The organism is Candidatus Nanohalococcus occultus (genome assembly GCF_029207735.1).
Classification (GTDB): Archaea; Nanohalarchaeota; Nanosalinia; order Nanosalinales; family Nanosalinaceae; genus Nanohalococcus; species Nanohalococcus occultus.
Map to the genome: position 1 here is coordinate 933,278 of NZ_CP104395.1, position 15,074 is coordinate 948,351.

The window sequence follows — 15,074 nt, forward strand, 5'->3', positions numbered from 1 at the left end:
TTCATGAAAATAGGAACAAAAGAAATTTCTGAGAACTCCGACCCCTACATTATAGCGGAGGCAGGAATCAACCATAATGGAAGCATACAAACCGCTAAAGAATTGATCGATGTCGCAAAGAATTCTGGTGCTGACGCAGTCAAGTTCCAAAAGCGAGAGTTAGAGGAAACCTATGTAGAAGACATTGTGAAAGACCCCGCGATCGCGGAAATGGGCGTCGAATACACAGTCTCCAATCTGAAGGAAGTTGTTCTCTCAGACGCTCAGTTCAGAGAGCTGGCAGAGTATGCCAGGAACGCAGGAATAGACTTTCTCTGCTCACCCTGGGACGAATCAAGTGTCGAATTTCTGGAAAGCATTGACATGCCTGCCTACAAGATCGGTTCTCCTGATATGACTAACTTTGTCTTATTGGAGAAAATCATAGAGACTGAAAAACCCATCATAATATCGACTGGTATGTCAGATGAGGAAGAAATAGACAAGACAGTTGATTTCTTAGAGCGACATAACGCCGAATTTGCTGTTCTACACTGCCGAAGCACCTATCCTGCGCCTTTCCACAATCTTAACCTCAACTTCATGAATAAGCTTATGGAAAAATACGATGCCCCTATAGGATACTCCGGCCATGAACGAGGAATAGCTATATCGGCGGCAGCAGCAACTATGGGCGCCTCCATTATAGAGAGGCACTTTACGCTCGACAGAACCATGGAAGGCCCCGATCACTCCGCAAGCCTAGAGCCAACAGGTCTAAAAAAGCTAGTAAGAGATATAGAAAACATAGAAGAGAGTAAAGGTAGCGAAGTCAGGTATATGACTCGTGGCGAATACAACAACCGCGTCTCACTGTCAAAAAGCCTTGTAGCTTCCAGAAAAATAGACAAAGGTCAAGAAATCAAAAGAGAAGATCTCACTGCTAAAAGCCCGGCTAAGGGAATTTCACCACAAGAACTCTACAATATCGTAGGCGAGAAAGCACAAAGAAACCTGAGTGAAGACCAGATTATACAGTGGGAAGATATTGAAAAGAAGGAAGAACGCAGGTACGACACCAGCCTGGAAGACTGGGGCGTGGTTGTACGGTTCTCAGATATTGAAGGCAGCGACTGGGGCGATCCTGACGTCTATGAGTTCAGAGTAAACGGAGCAGATCTCGAAGAAGAAATAGAAATATCAGACCACAAAGACAAAAGGTTGACAGTACATGCCCCAGAACAGAAGGGCCACGACATAGTGGATCTCAGCTCAACAACAGAAGACGAAAGGAAAAGAGCTGAAGAAATAATCCAGAATCTGATAGACAAAGTCCGGAACGAGATAAAACCCCACTTTTCCAAAGAAAACGACCCGATGATTGTGATCCACCCTGGCGGAATCACCAGTGAGAAAATGGTTTTAGATCAGACCGAAGAAATGAACAAACAGCTCGCTAAAACCATGGACAACCTAGACGACGAAGGCGTCGAACTCCTACTGGAGAACATGCCTCCGCTGCCATGGATTTACGGAGGACAGCAGTACCACAACAACTTTATGCGCGCAGACGAGATCGCAGAATACTGTGAAAAACACAACCAGAAAATCTGCTACGATACAGCACACGCCAAACTCTGGTGTAACTACTCAGACACCAGTCTGAAAGAACACATGGAAAAACTCAAACCACATATCGAATACCTACATATCGCAGACGCAGCAGGAGTAGACGGAGAAGGATTACAGATAGAAGAAGGAGAAATAGACTGGAAAGAACTGGCGCCAATCCTCAACACTCTTAACGTACCGAAGACAACAGAGATATGGAGAGGACACGAAAAAAATGCAGAAGGATTCAAAAAAGCAGCAAAGAGGCTTGAGAACTTTTTGAATTAAGAAACCTATAAATTAGCCAGTATGAAACACCACATTTTGCCCTACAGCTCGCGTTATTTCTAGATCATCAGGAGTGTCTATCTCGAAACTGTGTGTTTCCGGCATCTGATGAGCGCCTATTTTACCCCCCAAACGACATTCCTTCTCCTCAAGTATTTCTGTTTTAAACACATAGATAGATCCGTTCTCTTGATATCGTTTCTCAAGATCCTGTCTTCTCTTTCGAGTTTGTGGAGAGTAATTTATAGACTCAAATCCGTTTCTGCCCTTTTCCCAGTAAAAGCTGTGATCTTCGCATACTGAGAGAGCAGAGTCGTATCCTCCCTCACTAACAAGCTTTGCCGTTTCATCAATATCATTCCGTCTTCTTAGAGGTGAGGTACATTGGAGCAAGGTCATAATATCAGGATCCATATTCTCTTCCTCTCTAATATGTTCGAGCGCATGCAGTAATGCAGATTCTGTAGTGGCTTCATCCCCCGCAATTTCCTCTGGCCTATCAATTATTTTTGCACCCGCCTCCTTGCTTATTTCAGCAATATCCTCAGAATCTGTGGAAACATAGATACCATCCAGACAGCTGCTATCGCGGGCTTGATTTATAGTGTGCTCAATAAGAGGTTTACCTAGGAAATCGACTATGTTCTTCTTTTTTATTCCTTTGCTGCCTCCTCGCGCAGGTATGATAGCTACGTTCAATGTTTGACACCCAGTTCATCGAATATTTGTTCTAGTTTTTCATATGGCTTGGGTTCAAAGAATAAGTCTCTATCAAATGACAACACCTCTTCTTCCTCATTAACAACTTTTCTAATCTCGGACGCCGTTTCCACGTTGTGTATCCCTTCTTGATCTATTAAAGAAGACATGTTCTCAGACCCCGGAAGATCCACTATTACTGTCCGAAGATTGAACGCCAATCCCTCATAAATAGCCGTCGAATAAACCCCTACTTGAAGCTTCGACTCTGAAAACAGCTTGTATAAATCAGCGTCCTCAACCACCTCTACATCCGAGTTGTACAGCCGAGGATACTTTTTAGACCAATTCCTGTATTCTTCAGGATGTAATTTAAAAACTATTTCTTCTGAAATCGTCTTAGACAGATTTACGGCAATTTTAGCAAGCTCTTCTCCTATATCCCACTGAGATAGGAAAAGAATTTTTTCGCCTTCTCTATTCTCGCTCCGGGAGATCCTATCGCTTAAGAAAGGATATCCGACCAGGTGGAGGTGCTCATCTTCGATAGAGAAATCACAATTCTCTCTCCAGAACGTCCCCCAAAGAAGCATCCTATCCGGGCAGTTCTTCAAAGAGCCATTAGAAGAAGAATATTCCAAATGTCTTCTTGTTATGGTTCCATGTTGAAGCTCCACTACTTCTACGTCTTCAATTTTGCACGCTTCCAATAACGTTCTACGTCCCGGCCTAACCATAATCAGACACTCAGGATTCACTATACGCAATAATATCCTATACAAGGGAAGCAGGAACTTTCTCCTAGAGATCTGATGAACTACTTCTTCTTCTATGTCAATTTCCACATCCAAACGCTGATTAAGCGTCTTTTCGAGAGCGTTAAGAGTTTCTGCCTCATTCTTGGAGAGTTTTGGTTTTCCAAAACCCAGTAATCGAGGTATCGCTGCCAAATAGTAAATCAGATCCAGATAACGAATTTTTTCTGTAGTACTTGGCGTCTTGTGAGTGTTTCGAGAAGGATGAGACTCCTCAAATAGAACATAGTCTAATTCAAATTTTTCGATGATGGGGTCGCAGTAAATATCCCTCCAACTTCCGTCTTGTTTCTTACGTCTTGGTATTCCAACAAACATAACTTCGCTTTCTTTAGCGAGTAAAGGATTTCTAAAGAATACGTTCTTCACAAGGAGGTACATTCTCTTTAGGATCAACCTCTTTTGAGATATTCCATTCGAATTCGAGTTTGTTAACCCTTTCTCGGCTTTTATTCGAGATGTCAGAAGATTTCTTATCCTTTCCCAAAAATAGACTTCCCGGATTTGCTGGTCAAGAAGGCCGAGATCTTTCTCTATCTCAAGTAATGTTTCTACTACATCTTCGGACATTGTTCGTATACTAGTTTTATCGACGTGAAGGATTATTAGTTGGGCAGACAATAGTTACTCTATGAGTCTGCTGATGAAATCTCAGAGAGCGCTCGAAGAAGGAGGCCTTAGACTCCTAGCAGAGCGGTCGTCACTTTTCATATACAGAAAAATAATGCCTGACGTTATTGATGTTTTCATAGAGGAGCAAGGATTGGCCATACCTAACGGCAATGATTGGACGATAGTATCTTTGCCGCGTTTAGAAAAAAGACGTATACCTGTATTATCAGAAAAGGTCGCCGGTACAAGGCATTGTTCCGAAAAACATCAGCGCTTAATGTTCTCAACTTATACTTCTAAGGAGTTTACTGACATTGAAACCTCAGATATTGTTTTTGATGTAGGCGCTTACGTTGGCGGATTCTCGATACCGGCATCTAAGAAAGCAAAAACAGTGATTGCCATAGATCCCAACTCAAAGATCAGCGACTGTCTGAGTTACAATACTTCAAAATTTGACAATATTTCGGTACTAGCTCTAGCTGCTTGGAAGGAAAGAGACACTCTTGAAATAAACCAGTCTTTCTATCCCAATGATAATTCTATTTTAGCGCCCGATGAGAATTCCTTGGAGACTGGCTTCAAAGTTGAAGCCGACACAATTTCCAACATAGCAAAAGATCATAATATAGAAAAAATTGATTTCCTCAAGATTGAAGCGGAAGGCGTAGAACCAGAGATACTAAAAGGCGCTCTAGACAGCGATTTAGAAATAAGAAAAATCGCAGTGAATTGCGGGCCTGAAAGACAAGGAGAACCCACCGTGGAAGAAACAGTTGAAATGCTTCATTCAGAAGATTACGAGATTAAGAGAGGTTCAGACTCCGAAGTTGAATGGGGCAAATGGATAGTTTTCGGACGCAAAAAGCTTTAATTTTTATTTTTTGAAGAGCAGATTCGTGAGGAGTGTATTAAAGCGATCTTTTTCGTTGTTAGTCATTCCTTCAGACTCAAATGTCTTTCTGTCTTTCAATACCCATTTATCCTGAGCCTTGAGAGATACCTGTTCTCTAAGGTATTTTTCATCGAAGTCTTCAGAATCTATGTCCCACTGGTGCGTCTCTAATCCGCCGTAGTGTGCAATTGAGCGAGTATTCTGAGGGATTTCAGGAGACAAGTTTGATAGATTCAAGACAAGATCATTGATCTTGCTTAAACTGAATACTTCTTTCCTAGAGAAGTTGCCAATATTCTTTATGGCTAAAGGTACTTTCAAAACTTCTTCACCTATTCTTCCCATATGCTCCCAAAGATTATTTTCTCCAAAATATTCTCCATGATCAGAAGTCATAATCGTTACAGTTTCACGTTCTGAATTTTGCTCAAGACTTTTTGTTAATTCTTTAACTTTGTGGTCTAAGTAGGCAATTTCAGCGTTATACAGTTTTTCTAGCAATTCTGATTCTTTTCCTTCAGACTCTCCATCTCTGAGTCTGTTTAGACCTTGTTCATCCGCAAGCTCATATGCTTTTTCAATATCTTCTTCCGGTATAAATTTTCGAGCATATTCTCTTGGTGGCTTATACGGACTATGTGCTTCAACATAATTTACGAACAGGAAGTAAGGCTCCTGTGATATTAAGTCCTGAGCTCTCTGATTTGAAGCTTGAGCCCCATCATCTACAGACCTCATGACTTTTTGAGTCATGACGTAGTAGACCCCATTAACCAAGCTCTTAGGTGAAAGAGAAAACAGAGAATTCTTTGCGAAAGCATAGTATTTTTGTCTTCTATTTGCCCATTTTCCCTCTCTACTTCCTTTAACCATTTTCTCAAAATTTTTGTCGTCTGGAAACAGGATCAATGAATTTAACTCAGGCTCTTCCGTATTAAAGAAAAACTCGTCAAAATACTTATCGAAACCGTACATCGGAGACACATATCCATTATTTGATACTCCTACGGTTTGGTAGCCCTTGTCTTTTAATTTCTCAGGCAAAGTTTTCTGATCAATTCTTCCCCTGAACTCCTTCGATTTTACGCCATGTTCGATAGGAGATAAGCCAGTAAAAAGAGAGTAGTGTGACGGCAGAGTCCATATTGAATTCGCATAGGCATTCTCAAAAACAACCCCTTCCTCAGCAACCTTATCAAAAAACGGCGTGGTCTGTAGCTCAGAAGTATAGTGCGAAACATTCTGGGCTCTCACAGTATCCATTACTAGCAATACAATGTTAGGAGATTCTTCAAAGCTCTTCATCTTCCAATAAGACCTTTTACGTAAGCTAATCTTTTGAATTCATGATTTTTAATAGCGGAAAGAATAATTTTGAGAAGCGAATAAGGCGTGTAATCCCAGGTAAAACCGAATTTTATTAAATTTAATCTGGTCTTCGAGGCGAAGTTTTTTGTCACAAATCGTCTCTGATTATATCCGAGACTGTACCAAAAATCCCTATTTTTATCCCTACAACCTCCTTCATCTATATAAAGATGCTCTAGTTCTGCCTTCGGATCATAGATTATCCTATAACCCTTATCTTTTACTCTGACGCAGATATCTGTATCCTCTCTAAATGAATTGCCTATATATCCTTCGTCAAACCCTCCTATTTCTTCTAGAACAGATTTTCTAAACGCCATATTCGCACCTCTCAGAGTATCAGTTTCAACAGGGTTCGACGGCCTCCAATATGCTGAGCTATCATCCACGAAGCCTTCCTTAGTAACAGTATTTTGATTCTCATTAGATTCAGAACGAGCGTGCTTTAGGCACCCCTCTGTATACTCGAGCGCAGGCCCTCCTACCGCCCCCACATCGTCTTTCTGGAAAGATTCGAGTATCGCGTCACACCAACCATCACTGAATCTTACGTCGTCATCTACAAAAGCCACTATATCTGTTTCAGCCGCTTCTAGTGCCACATTCCGCGCATGCGGAAGATTGATAGACTTCGCGGGCCGAATATAGTTTATTTTGTATTCATGATTTTCACATACCTGCTGAGTCGTATCCTCTTCCGAGTCATCTACTACTATAACTTCAGCGGGATGGTTTTCAGTTTCTTGAAGAGAGTTCAAAGTACCTTTCAAAGGTTCGGAACGATTATAGGTCGGTATTATCACTGTCAGTTCAGACATTTCTTATACACCTCTTTTGTCTGATCAGCCGTTGTCTCCCAACTATACTTTCCAGCAATTTCTCTACATGCCTCAGGACTTTCCAGAGGTTCAATTGCTTTCTGAGCAAAACTTTCCGTATCTCCCCACTCTACAAGCATTAACTCAGGTAGAACCTCATTCATTGGTTTCCTGTCAAAAGCTACTACTGAAGTTCCACATGCCAGACTCTCGATCATCGGTCTTCCAAAACCTTCGGCTTCGCTCGGGAACAACAGCTTCTCTGCATTAGAATAGAGTTTAACTAATCTATCTGAATCTATGCCCTCCTCGTAAACCACATCTGTGCTATCCACTATGTCCGAATTTTCAATTAACTTTCTCGTCCTATCTTTGTTCCCTACTCTTACCAGTTTCGCCTCCGGTTTCTCTTCTTTTATCTTCTCAAATACTTTAATTAAACCGTCCATATTTTTCCTGTCTAGTTCATGGCCTACGTGGAGAAAATACTCACCGTAATCTATCTCTTCTTCAACAGGCCTAAATAGTTCGAGATCAACTCCTTGATACACAACCTCTATCTTTTGCGTTTCTACCTCCGTATTTTCTTCAAGCTGCTCTTTAGTGGCTTCAGATATTGCTATTACCTTGTCGGCATTTCTCTCTAAATTCTTTACATAGTTTCTTGCCATCCACGAGTAGAAGGGACCCGCATAGCCATCTAAATACGGAAATATATCGTGGACCGTGACAACCATATTATTAATTTCAGGAACTACGATACCAGACAGAAGATCTTGGCTAGCTAAATGTACTATATCCGCATCTACTTTTCTAAGCGCAAAGAAATCCAAAAAAATCCTGTTGACTAGCCAAGGTTTGGCAGCATCCGGAGGCATAATATGACCAATTTCTTGATCTTTGAGATATTTTAGAAGATTCCTAGAATATATTTTGATACCGGAAACACCCTCTGTCTCCGCAAAGAAATCTATCCTCATCTAAGCCTTATCACCTCTTTTAACTGGTATGGCAGTAGCGAAGGTTTCCTGAAACAGGTCACGGCAAACCCTGTAAACCAGGCCCACAATTTAATCTGTGAGATGCCTAAAGCAAATACAAACGCCTTGAAACCGTCTTCTCTAAGGCTTTCGATTATAGCGCCTTTTTCATAGATTAAAGGACCTATAACCTCTAGAACTAACAGCAAAACCAAATATTTTATGTATTCAGGTATATAACGCGCCGAGACCGCCGTAGCAATTAAAGTAAGTAAAAACGTTTTAGCATACGCTGTAAGCAATAGGTTTTTCGTCAATCCAAGTTTTTTGCTGTGGTGCGTGAACAGATTACCTCCTTTGGCATCTCCTTCACCATATGTTTTGAACTGTTCCCAGAGACTTCTCCAGGTTGGCCGCATCTTCCATTCGACCCATGCGTTTTCTGCGACGCCTTGTTCGTATCCTTTTGCCAGTATTTCTGCGTTGAACTTCGAGTCCTCGCCTGTATAAAGTTCTTCAGGATATCCTCCGACCTCGATCCATACTTTCCGTGTGAATCCTACTGAACGCGATGAGGCCGAGCGGTTTCCTTTCTTGACTTCCTCAGGACTCATTTTGCTTGCTATTATCCGTCCCTGAACCCGTTCAAACATTTTTTCTGAACGCGGCTTCCACATTCCTACAACAAACTCGTATCCGTCTTCGAACTCAGCTGCCATGCTTTCCAGCCAGTTTTCATCGAGAATACATCCGCCATCGGTCCCTACAATATAATCGTTTTCAGCCTTTCTTACTGCTGTATTGCGTCCTTCTGCGATGTTACAGCCTTCATCTACGTAGAGCTTAATCCATTCGTTTTCTTCTGCGTACTCTTCTATTATTTCTTGAGTGTTGTCGATGCTGCCGCCATCTACGAAAACTGCTTCGTCCGGAAGCCTTGTCTGGTCTAGAAGCGAGTCCAGCAAATCTCTGATAGATTCTCCTTCGTTGTAAACTGTACAGATCAGCGATATCTTCATTTTCCAGCGGCCTGCTTCACTTTTCCATCCAGTTTTTGCCCAAAATTATTCCAGCTGTATTTTTCAGCGTTTTCACGCGCTTTCTGACCCATAAATTCTGCTTTTTCTCTTGATTCGATCATTGCCTCGATTTTTTCGGCAATGTCGGCAGAATCAGCTTCTACTAGAAATCCGGTTTCTCTGTCTTTTACTGTTTCCGCAGGGCTTCCTTCATTAACCGCGATTGTTGGCTTTCCGTACATTCCTGCTTCTATAGGTACTATACCCCAGTCTTCTTTTTCTGCGAGGAATAAAACTCCGTAAGCATTTTTGAACTGTTCTTTCCACTGATCTCCAGGCAGATCATACTTGAATTTGATTGAGCTATCTGCTTTTCCTTCGAGTTCCTGTATATAATCTTGTTCTTGGGCTGCGCCTGCGAGGACTAAATCGAAGTCCTGTGTTTCTGCTTGCTTCCATGCTTCTATAGCCAAGTCTTGACGTTTGTAACGTCGGAAACGCGACGGATAAAGGAAATATTTTCCTAAGTCACTGGTTTCCTCTACTAGTTCGGCTCCAGGATTCAGTACTTCGATCTCATCTTCTTTTTTCAAACCTTTTTCGACTATACGTTCTTTAGTGAGCTGACTGTTCGCTAATACAGCATCGAAGTGCTTCCAGGCCTGTCTTTCCAGTATATCATATATTTTAATACCTATGTCAAAAATAGGGCGAGTAAAAACGCTTTTTTCGGCTCTGTAAGTCTGTTTGAACTCGGGTAACGCTGGTCGTAGCGGAGTATGGACATAGCCAATTACAGGTATGTCGTGGTTCCTTATAGCAATCAGAGATCCGATACCTGCTTCTGAAACTATTAATGCATCGTAATCTTCAAGCGGCAGCTTTTTTATCATCGCTCCAAGACCGAACCGCAGTCCTTTATCCAGAAAATTTCTTGGCTGAGCATTCGAACCTATTACCTGTATATCTACATCCTTAAACTCCTCGAAAGTCTGTTCTTCATCGTAAAACAGAGTGAAAACCGTTGTTTCATGCTCAGAGTTCTTAGCTGCCTCCAGTATTACTTTTTCCGCGCCACCTCTACCCTTGAGCCACGGATGATATATTGCCTGCCGCATACAAATTCCTTTTAGTTAGAATCTTTTTGAGGCTTTTCATGAAGCAAAAAGCAGTCTTAGCAGCAATCTTAATCCTAGTACCTACAGTACAAGGGTTGTCGTTGGATAAACAAGAAATAGATTCCTCTAACCGCGATATAATTAGCGCAAAAACCCATCACAACTCTGTAGTCATAGCATCCAAAGACTCTATAAAGAAGATCTCCGCGAGTCAGAACTTTACCCGGGACTTCAGTGTAAGACTCAACGACCTCTCGTTACGTAGAGGTTATATAATGACAGTTTCCAAGGTCACGGGAAACGACGCTATTATTCTGGACTTCAAAGACGGAGAAACATTATATAGAGAAGATCTTGGAAATTGGCTCGACAAAGGACAGATATACAGAGATGATGGAAATTTTGTCTTTCTAGCCACCTCTCACAGCTTCATCAAAGTCATCGAAGATGGCGAAGTTAAAAATCTAGATTACCCTAATAGAAAGCGAATTAAGGCCATTAATGAGCGCCTATACGATATAGACTCTGATAATAAACGGGAAGGGCTTTTAGACACGACTAAAGAGGAAGGCTTCAGAAAAATAGAGGCTTTCACTCTGAACGGAGAAGTTGAATGGATATACAAAGTATTTTCTAACCATCATGCCGACTCGCGGTTTGTACCACCTAACAAGGTTCTTGTTGATTGGAAAGGGAAGTTCGCGTTGCTTCATTCTAGTAATGGTTCGGAGATCTGGAGGAAAAATGTTGAGAACGTAGAGAACGATCCCGTGGTGCTTGAAGATAGTTTTCTGTATTCTAACTCTACACATCTTGTTTGGCGAGATTTCAGTGGCGAAGTGATGAAGTCGGAAAAACTCGATCAGAAAATCGATAAATTAGCTAGGAACTCGGAAAGAGTTCTTCTTGCGGGCTTCCAGGGCGATAAACTCTCGGTTTTCGGCATGGAAGGTGAGAAACTATCTTCTGTAAAAATAGGAGATCTCAAGGGAGAGATCGATTTCTATGGTAACGGCGATATTTCGGTTCGAACCCAGCGTAAAGTGTATAGAATAAGTGTTGAACGAGATAGAAGCTTTAATGGACGAAGTTTCTATGGTACAGGAGATTCAATGCTTAAGGCTTTGAGCTTGAACCGTAGCAGCTTTGTAGGTTCGGAAAGATCCAGTTTCAAGGATTTAAGTGAAAACAAGCTGGTTGAAGCCACGGACAGTACGGTTTCTGAGGCCTATGATTATTATAATGTCTCGGAGAAGTGGTACGCTGGTTCGCGAGAGAAATCAGTCTATCTAGGGGCTTTAGCAGCCAGAAATGGAGCTGTCTTAACTTTCAACAAGGATGAGGCCGAAAGAGATTTCTCGGATCGTTCTCTTGAAGATATCCGAGAACGGTTTGAAGATGTTTTCGAGCCGAATCACCTGGTTTTAGCAGATCTGGATTCGGATTCAGGAGTTTTAGCAGCTCATATGGCTGTAAAGGAAGGCTATATGCCGATTGATTACAGCCAGGATGTTGTTCGTAAATCCTCGGCCGAGAAACACAACGAAGTCAACGGTGTCAAAGATGTTGATTCTAGGATTAAAGACCGGTTTTCGGAGATCGGGAACAACTGGAAAAGCATATCTGAGGGGCGTTATGTCTCGATACTAGAAGGTCCGCGGAAAGCATACAGCGATCCTGTGAACCTGCCCCTCCTGTCTGATGGGAAAGACGGCGATATTTTCTACAGCGATATGAGTTACGGTAACTTGGACGACGATAAGAAGCTGGAGGCTGCTGTCGGACGTTACCCGGAAAGTACCTCTAAGGCTTCTGTTCTGTTCCACCGTTCTATCCGGCGGGATAAAGGCGAGCGTGCGGTTGTCGCATCCGAGTACCTTCATAAAAACTGGCCGGTTGTACTCGCAACTCTAGGAGGCGGAGTTTTGAACGGGAACACCGCCGAGGAGATACTGGAAAAGGAAGGTTACAACACAACCCATGTAGTCGAACACCGTGCGGATCCTGTCGGCTTGCTAATCAATACGGCTGGTGGACCAGCATTCCTGAAAGGACTGGATGCCACACAGGACAAGCTCGAAGAGTACGTCGTTGAAAGCTCAGCGAGCATGATTAAAAACGGCTTAGTGATTGTCAAAGGACTTGAATACGCCAAGGGAACCTTGCTGGTTTACATGGAGTTTGAATGGGATGAATACGGAAGCGATTTCGAAATCGATTTCCCTACAGAGCCTACAGTCGAGGAACTTCAAGAGTTTATCTTCGGACTTTTCCCTGACAAGCATGAAAAACTGACGGAGGAAAACCTTCAGAAACGGCTAAGTGAGGCTGACGTGTTCTACTATTCAGGGATTGGCAACAGCAGAGAATGGAAGCTGCCGTCGAATACCAACAGGATTGAAGGCGCTTACTCGAAAAAAGAGCTAACACCCGAGGAAATCCCCGAGATGAAAGACAGCATCGTCTTCGATTCCTCGACAAACGGAGCGGACAGAGATGCCGAGATAAGACAGAGCTTGATGAAAAATGGCGTTTCAAACTACATCGGTTTTTCCTCGGTAGGATACCATAGTTACTCCTCTGTTATCGCCAACAATTTCTTCAAGTACGGCGATACCGCAGGTGAGAGCTTTATTGAAGGCGTTAACAGCCTAAGAACTTCCGGATTTATTTACAGCCCGTCATCGAGCTATAAACCAGGTGTTAGGAAGAAGATGGCTCGTTCCGGCATGGTTTACGGAAACCCGGAGACTGTGAAAGACCCTCTTGAAAAACCGGCTTTGAACTCGACGAAAAACTGTAAAGACCGGATATGTACTCTGGAAGTCTCTATCAACCCCTCTCCGGAAAAGGTCGGGGACAGTTACCGGTTTAACACCTCAGATTATGCGTTAAAGCCGTTCCGACCTATCGTGCCGCTTTACAGTTTCTCACATCATCTTCCGGAAGGCTCGGAAATTCTACAGACAGAGGTTTCTGAAGAGTACCATAGAGAAAGTAACATTTCCATCCCCGAGTTAAAGTTGCTTTCTAACTCCGGGGACTTCACCAACGGCTCGTCTGAGTACACCGAGTCCCCAAGCAAAAAACACAGAGTGGTTACTGGAGATGAACTCAACTACGTTCAGGCAGCTCAGAGAGTTGAAGATAACGACACCTTAATTCTGGATGAGGCACATCTCGAGGTACGTTACACGTCCCCTGTCAACGTCGAACTAGTGAACCGTCAGGGCCAACTGTCCGCAACTGTTTACTCAAGTAACAACCAGAATCTGACATTTGTCTACAGTATCAACGGCAATGAAAGCCGATTTAGTCGGAGTATAGACGGCTCTGAGAACATCTCTCTGAGTTCTCTCGAACCCAGAACGTACGAGGCACAGATAGACGTGTTCAACGACAGAATCCGTGTCTCAGATGCCAAGAGCTTCAGGGTGAAAAAGGACGTAAAAACCTATCTTTTTAGCCCTGATATCGATGCCGGCGCCCAGAGAGATATCCGAGCAGTAATCGAGAACCCTAACGGCTTCGAAATAGCAAAAAGTCTTAGCTTAGAACTTAATGGAGCCGCAAGCCTAGCACTTATGGAAAACCGTACAAAAGAAGTCACAGTTCCACCTAACAGCTCGAGAACTGTAAAATGGGCGGTTCTAGGAGTTAAAGAAGGTAACGTAACCGCCAGCCTGGAAGACAAGAACACAAGTTTCAAGGTGGAAAAATCCAGAGATCTGAATCAGCTGATTTCAACTTCGAAGGCTTTAAAGACAGTTTCCGGAAGACAGACAAAGCTAAAGAAGCACCAGGAAGACGATCAAACCTATTTGGAAATCCAAAACAAAGAAGCCAAGCTGAAACTTTCTAAGGGTTTCGGAAGCTACAATTCCACACTTCAAACAGACAGCTTCCGATCAGAAATACGTTTCAAGCCCGAAAAACAGCTATACGTGTTAAAAACTTCCTCAGGCAGCTATAGCTCAGTTTTATCGGACGGGAAGTCCAAGTCAGTAGCAGAAGGCATAGACAAACAGACAGCGGAAAAACTACTCGAGTTAACCCTAAAAGAAACACAGAAGTTCGATAAATTCTTAAGTTTTACCGCAGACGAAACCAAGGTCTCCATAGGAAACCAAGGATTTTGATTTATAAGTAGCGGTTTTTCTGAGGCCGCTACCCCCCGGTTTCCACTCCAACTTTTTCTCCGGTTTGAGACACTAGGCCAAAATCACCATTTCGATCAAAAAGTTGTTCAAAGTGGATTGTTCAAAAAATCTCCACTTGAAACAATGGGGTGCTGTTCTCAAAGACCTCTATATTGTTGAAAAGCTAAGATTTTCAAAAGCATCAACATAACGCTCATACTTCCCTAGGCTGCTTTTATTACGCAGTATTTTAAGCGATTGAACATCTGGAAGCTCTGAGGAACTAAAAACCAAGCTATAACGACGTTCTAAGCTCTTACTCATACAGAGAACCACTAAATTCCTTCCCTCATATCGTTCTTTTAAACTGCCGTTTTTAGATCCTGAAGCAGTCACAGTTTTGTATTCTTTATCATCAGACATTATAACAGTCTTTATTTGGATTAAAGCAACTTTTTTATCTTTCAGCGCAATCATATCTGTGCCTCTATCTACTTCAGGCTCATTTACAGAGCATCCACGTCCGATCATAATTTTAGCGAGTTCATGATAACCTATTTGGCCTTTAGAGTGATAATTCATATAATTAGTTTTTCGTTCCTTTCTAATAAAACACCCACCCCCCTAGATTTCCTGTGGAGTGTTTTCTGACAACAAAACAAACTCAACATAACAAGGTAATAATAATATAACGGCGTGATATCTGTATCTTTGGGTATTCTGAGTAGTTCCA

General features: G+C 42.4%; 11 protein-coding genes. 3 read left to right on the plus strand and 8 right to left on the minus strand.

Features of this window, described 5'->3' with window-relative positions:
- Positions 1-3 precede the first annotated feature (3 nt).
- Entirely contained in the window at positions 4-1,878 is a 1,875-nt protein-coding gene (locus SVXnc_RS05405) for an N-acetylneuraminate synthase family protein (protein ID WP_347721896.1), read from the plus strand.
- A 12-nt stretch (positions 1,879-1,890) separates the two neighbouring features.
- Here SVXnc_RS05405 and SVXnc_RS05410 read toward each other — a convergent pair whose 3' ends face one another.
- Positions 1,891-2,577 (minus strand): acylneuraminate cytidylyltransferase family protein, encoded by a 687-nt coding sequence (locus SVXnc_RS05410; protein WP_347721897.1) that lies wholly within the window; start codon positions 2,575-2,577, stop codon positions 1,891-1,893.
- On the minus strand, positions 2,574-3,962 hold the full coding sequence (locus SVXnc_RS05415) for a hypothetical protein (protein WP_347721898.1): 1,389 nt from the start codon (positions 3,960-3,962) through the stop codon (positions 2,574-2,576). The genes SVXnc_RS05410 and SVXnc_RS05415 overlap by 4 nt, the downstream gene beginning before the upstream one ends.
- 61 nt (positions 3,963-4,023) lie before the next feature.
- Here SVXnc_RS05415 and SVXnc_RS05420 point away from each other — a divergent pair, with 61 nt between their 5' ends.
- The gene (locus SVXnc_RS05420; RefSeq protein ID WP_347721899.1) at positions 4,024-4,878 is read left to right on the plus strand and encodes an FkbM family methyltransferase; all 855 of its coding nucleotides are present in this window, start codon (positions 4,024-4,026) and stop codon (positions 4,876-4,878) included.
- A gap of 3 nt (positions 4,879-4,881) precedes the next feature.
- Here the strand turns inward: SVXnc_RS05420 and SVXnc_RS05425 are convergent, their stop codons facing one another.
- The 5 genes from SVXnc_RS05425 to SVXnc_RS05445 are packed head-to-tail and all read right to left on the minus strand — an operon-like array spanning position 4,882 to position 10,202.
- On the minus strand, positions 4,882-6,204 hold the full coding sequence (locus SVXnc_RS05425) for a sulfatase (protein ID WP_347721900.1): 1,323 nt from the start codon (positions 6,202-6,204) through the stop codon (positions 4,882-4,884).
- Positions 6,201-7,085 (minus strand): glycosyltransferase family 2 protein, encoded by an 885-nt coding sequence (locus SVXnc_RS05430; RefSeq protein WP_347721901.1) that lies wholly within the window; start codon positions 7,083-7,085, stop codon positions 6,201-6,203. The genes SVXnc_RS05425 and SVXnc_RS05430 overlap by 4 nt, the downstream gene beginning before the upstream one ends.
- The gene (locus SVXnc_RS05435; protein WP_347721902.1) at positions 7,073-8,065 is read right to left on the minus strand and encodes a glycosyltransferase family 4 protein; all 993 of its coding nucleotides are present in this window, start codon (positions 8,063-8,065) and stop codon (positions 7,073-7,075) included. The genes SVXnc_RS05430 and SVXnc_RS05435 overlap by 13 nt, the downstream gene beginning before the upstream one ends.
- A complete protein-coding gene (locus SVXnc_RS05440) occupies positions 8,062-9,084 on the minus strand; it encodes a glycosyltransferase (RefSeq protein ID WP_347721903.1) in 1,023 nt (340 codons plus the stop codon). Before SVXnc_RS05440 ends, SVXnc_RS05435 begins: the two co-directional genes overlap by 4 nt.
- Entirely contained in the window at positions 9,081-10,202 is a 1,122-nt protein-coding gene (locus SVXnc_RS05445) for a glycosyltransferase (RefSeq protein WP_347721904.1), read from the minus strand. The genes SVXnc_RS05440 and SVXnc_RS05445 overlap by 4 nt, the downstream gene beginning before the upstream one ends.
- 101 nt (positions 10,203-10,303) lie before the next feature.
- Here SVXnc_RS05445 and SVXnc_RS05450 point away from each other — a divergent pair, with 101 nt between their 5' ends.
- Positions 10,304-14,341 carry a hypothetical protein gene (locus tag SVXnc_RS05450; protein WP_347721905.1) on the plus strand — a complete coding sequence of 1,346 codons (4,038 nt, stop codon included), beginning with the start codon at positions 10,304-10,306 and terminating at the stop codon, positions 14,339-14,341.
- A gap of 168 nt (positions 14,342-14,509) precedes the next feature.
- Here the strand turns inward: SVXnc_RS05450 and SVXnc_RS05455 are convergent, their stop codons facing one another.
- Entirely contained in the window at positions 14,510-14,923 is a 414-nt protein-coding gene (locus tag SVXnc_RS05455; protein ID WP_347721906.1) for a hypothetical protein, read from the minus strand.
- Positions 14,924-15,074 lie beyond the last annotated feature (151 nt).

What these genes read in the sequence shown, in the direction of transcription:
- SVXnc_RS05430 (WP_347721901.1), bottom strand. Translation starts at nt 7,085, where the DNA reads ATGTCTGAACTGACAGTGATAATACCGACCTATAATCGTTCCGAACCT.
- SVXnc_RS05420 (WP_347721899.1), top strand. Translation starts at nt 4,024, where the DNA reads ATGAGTCTGCTGATGAAATCTCAGAGAGCGCTCGAAGAAGGAGGCCTT.
- SVXnc_RS05445 (WP_347721904.1), bottom strand. Translation starts at nt 10,202, where the DNA reads ATGCGGCAGGCAATATATCATCCGTGGCTCAAGGGTAGAGGTGGCGCG.
- SVXnc_RS05440 (WP_347721903.1), bottom strand. Translation starts at nt 9,084, where the DNA reads ATGAAGATATCGCTGATCTGTACAGTTTACAACGAAGGAGAATCTATC.
- SVXnc_RS05455 (WP_347721906.1), bottom strand. Translation starts at nt 14,923, where the DNA reads ATGAATTATCACTCTAAAGGCCAAATAGGTTATCATGAACTCGCTAAA.
- SVXnc_RS05425 (WP_347721900.1), bottom strand. Translation starts at nt 6,204, where the DNA reads ATGAAGAGCTTTGAAGAATCTCCTAACATTGTATTGCTAGTAATGGAT.
- SVXnc_RS05405 (WP_347721896.1), top strand. Translation starts at nt 4, where the DNA reads ATGAAAATAGGAACAAAAGAAATTTCTGAGAACTCCGACCCCTACATT.
- SVXnc_RS05415 (WP_347721898.1), bottom strand. Translation starts at nt 3,962, where the DNA reads ATGTCCGAAGATGTAGTAGAAACATTACTTGAGATAGAGAAAGATCTC.
- SVXnc_RS05435 (WP_347721902.1), bottom strand. Translation starts at nt 8,065, where the DNA reads ATGAGGATAGATTTCTTTGCGGAGACAGAGGGTGTTTCCGGTATCAAA.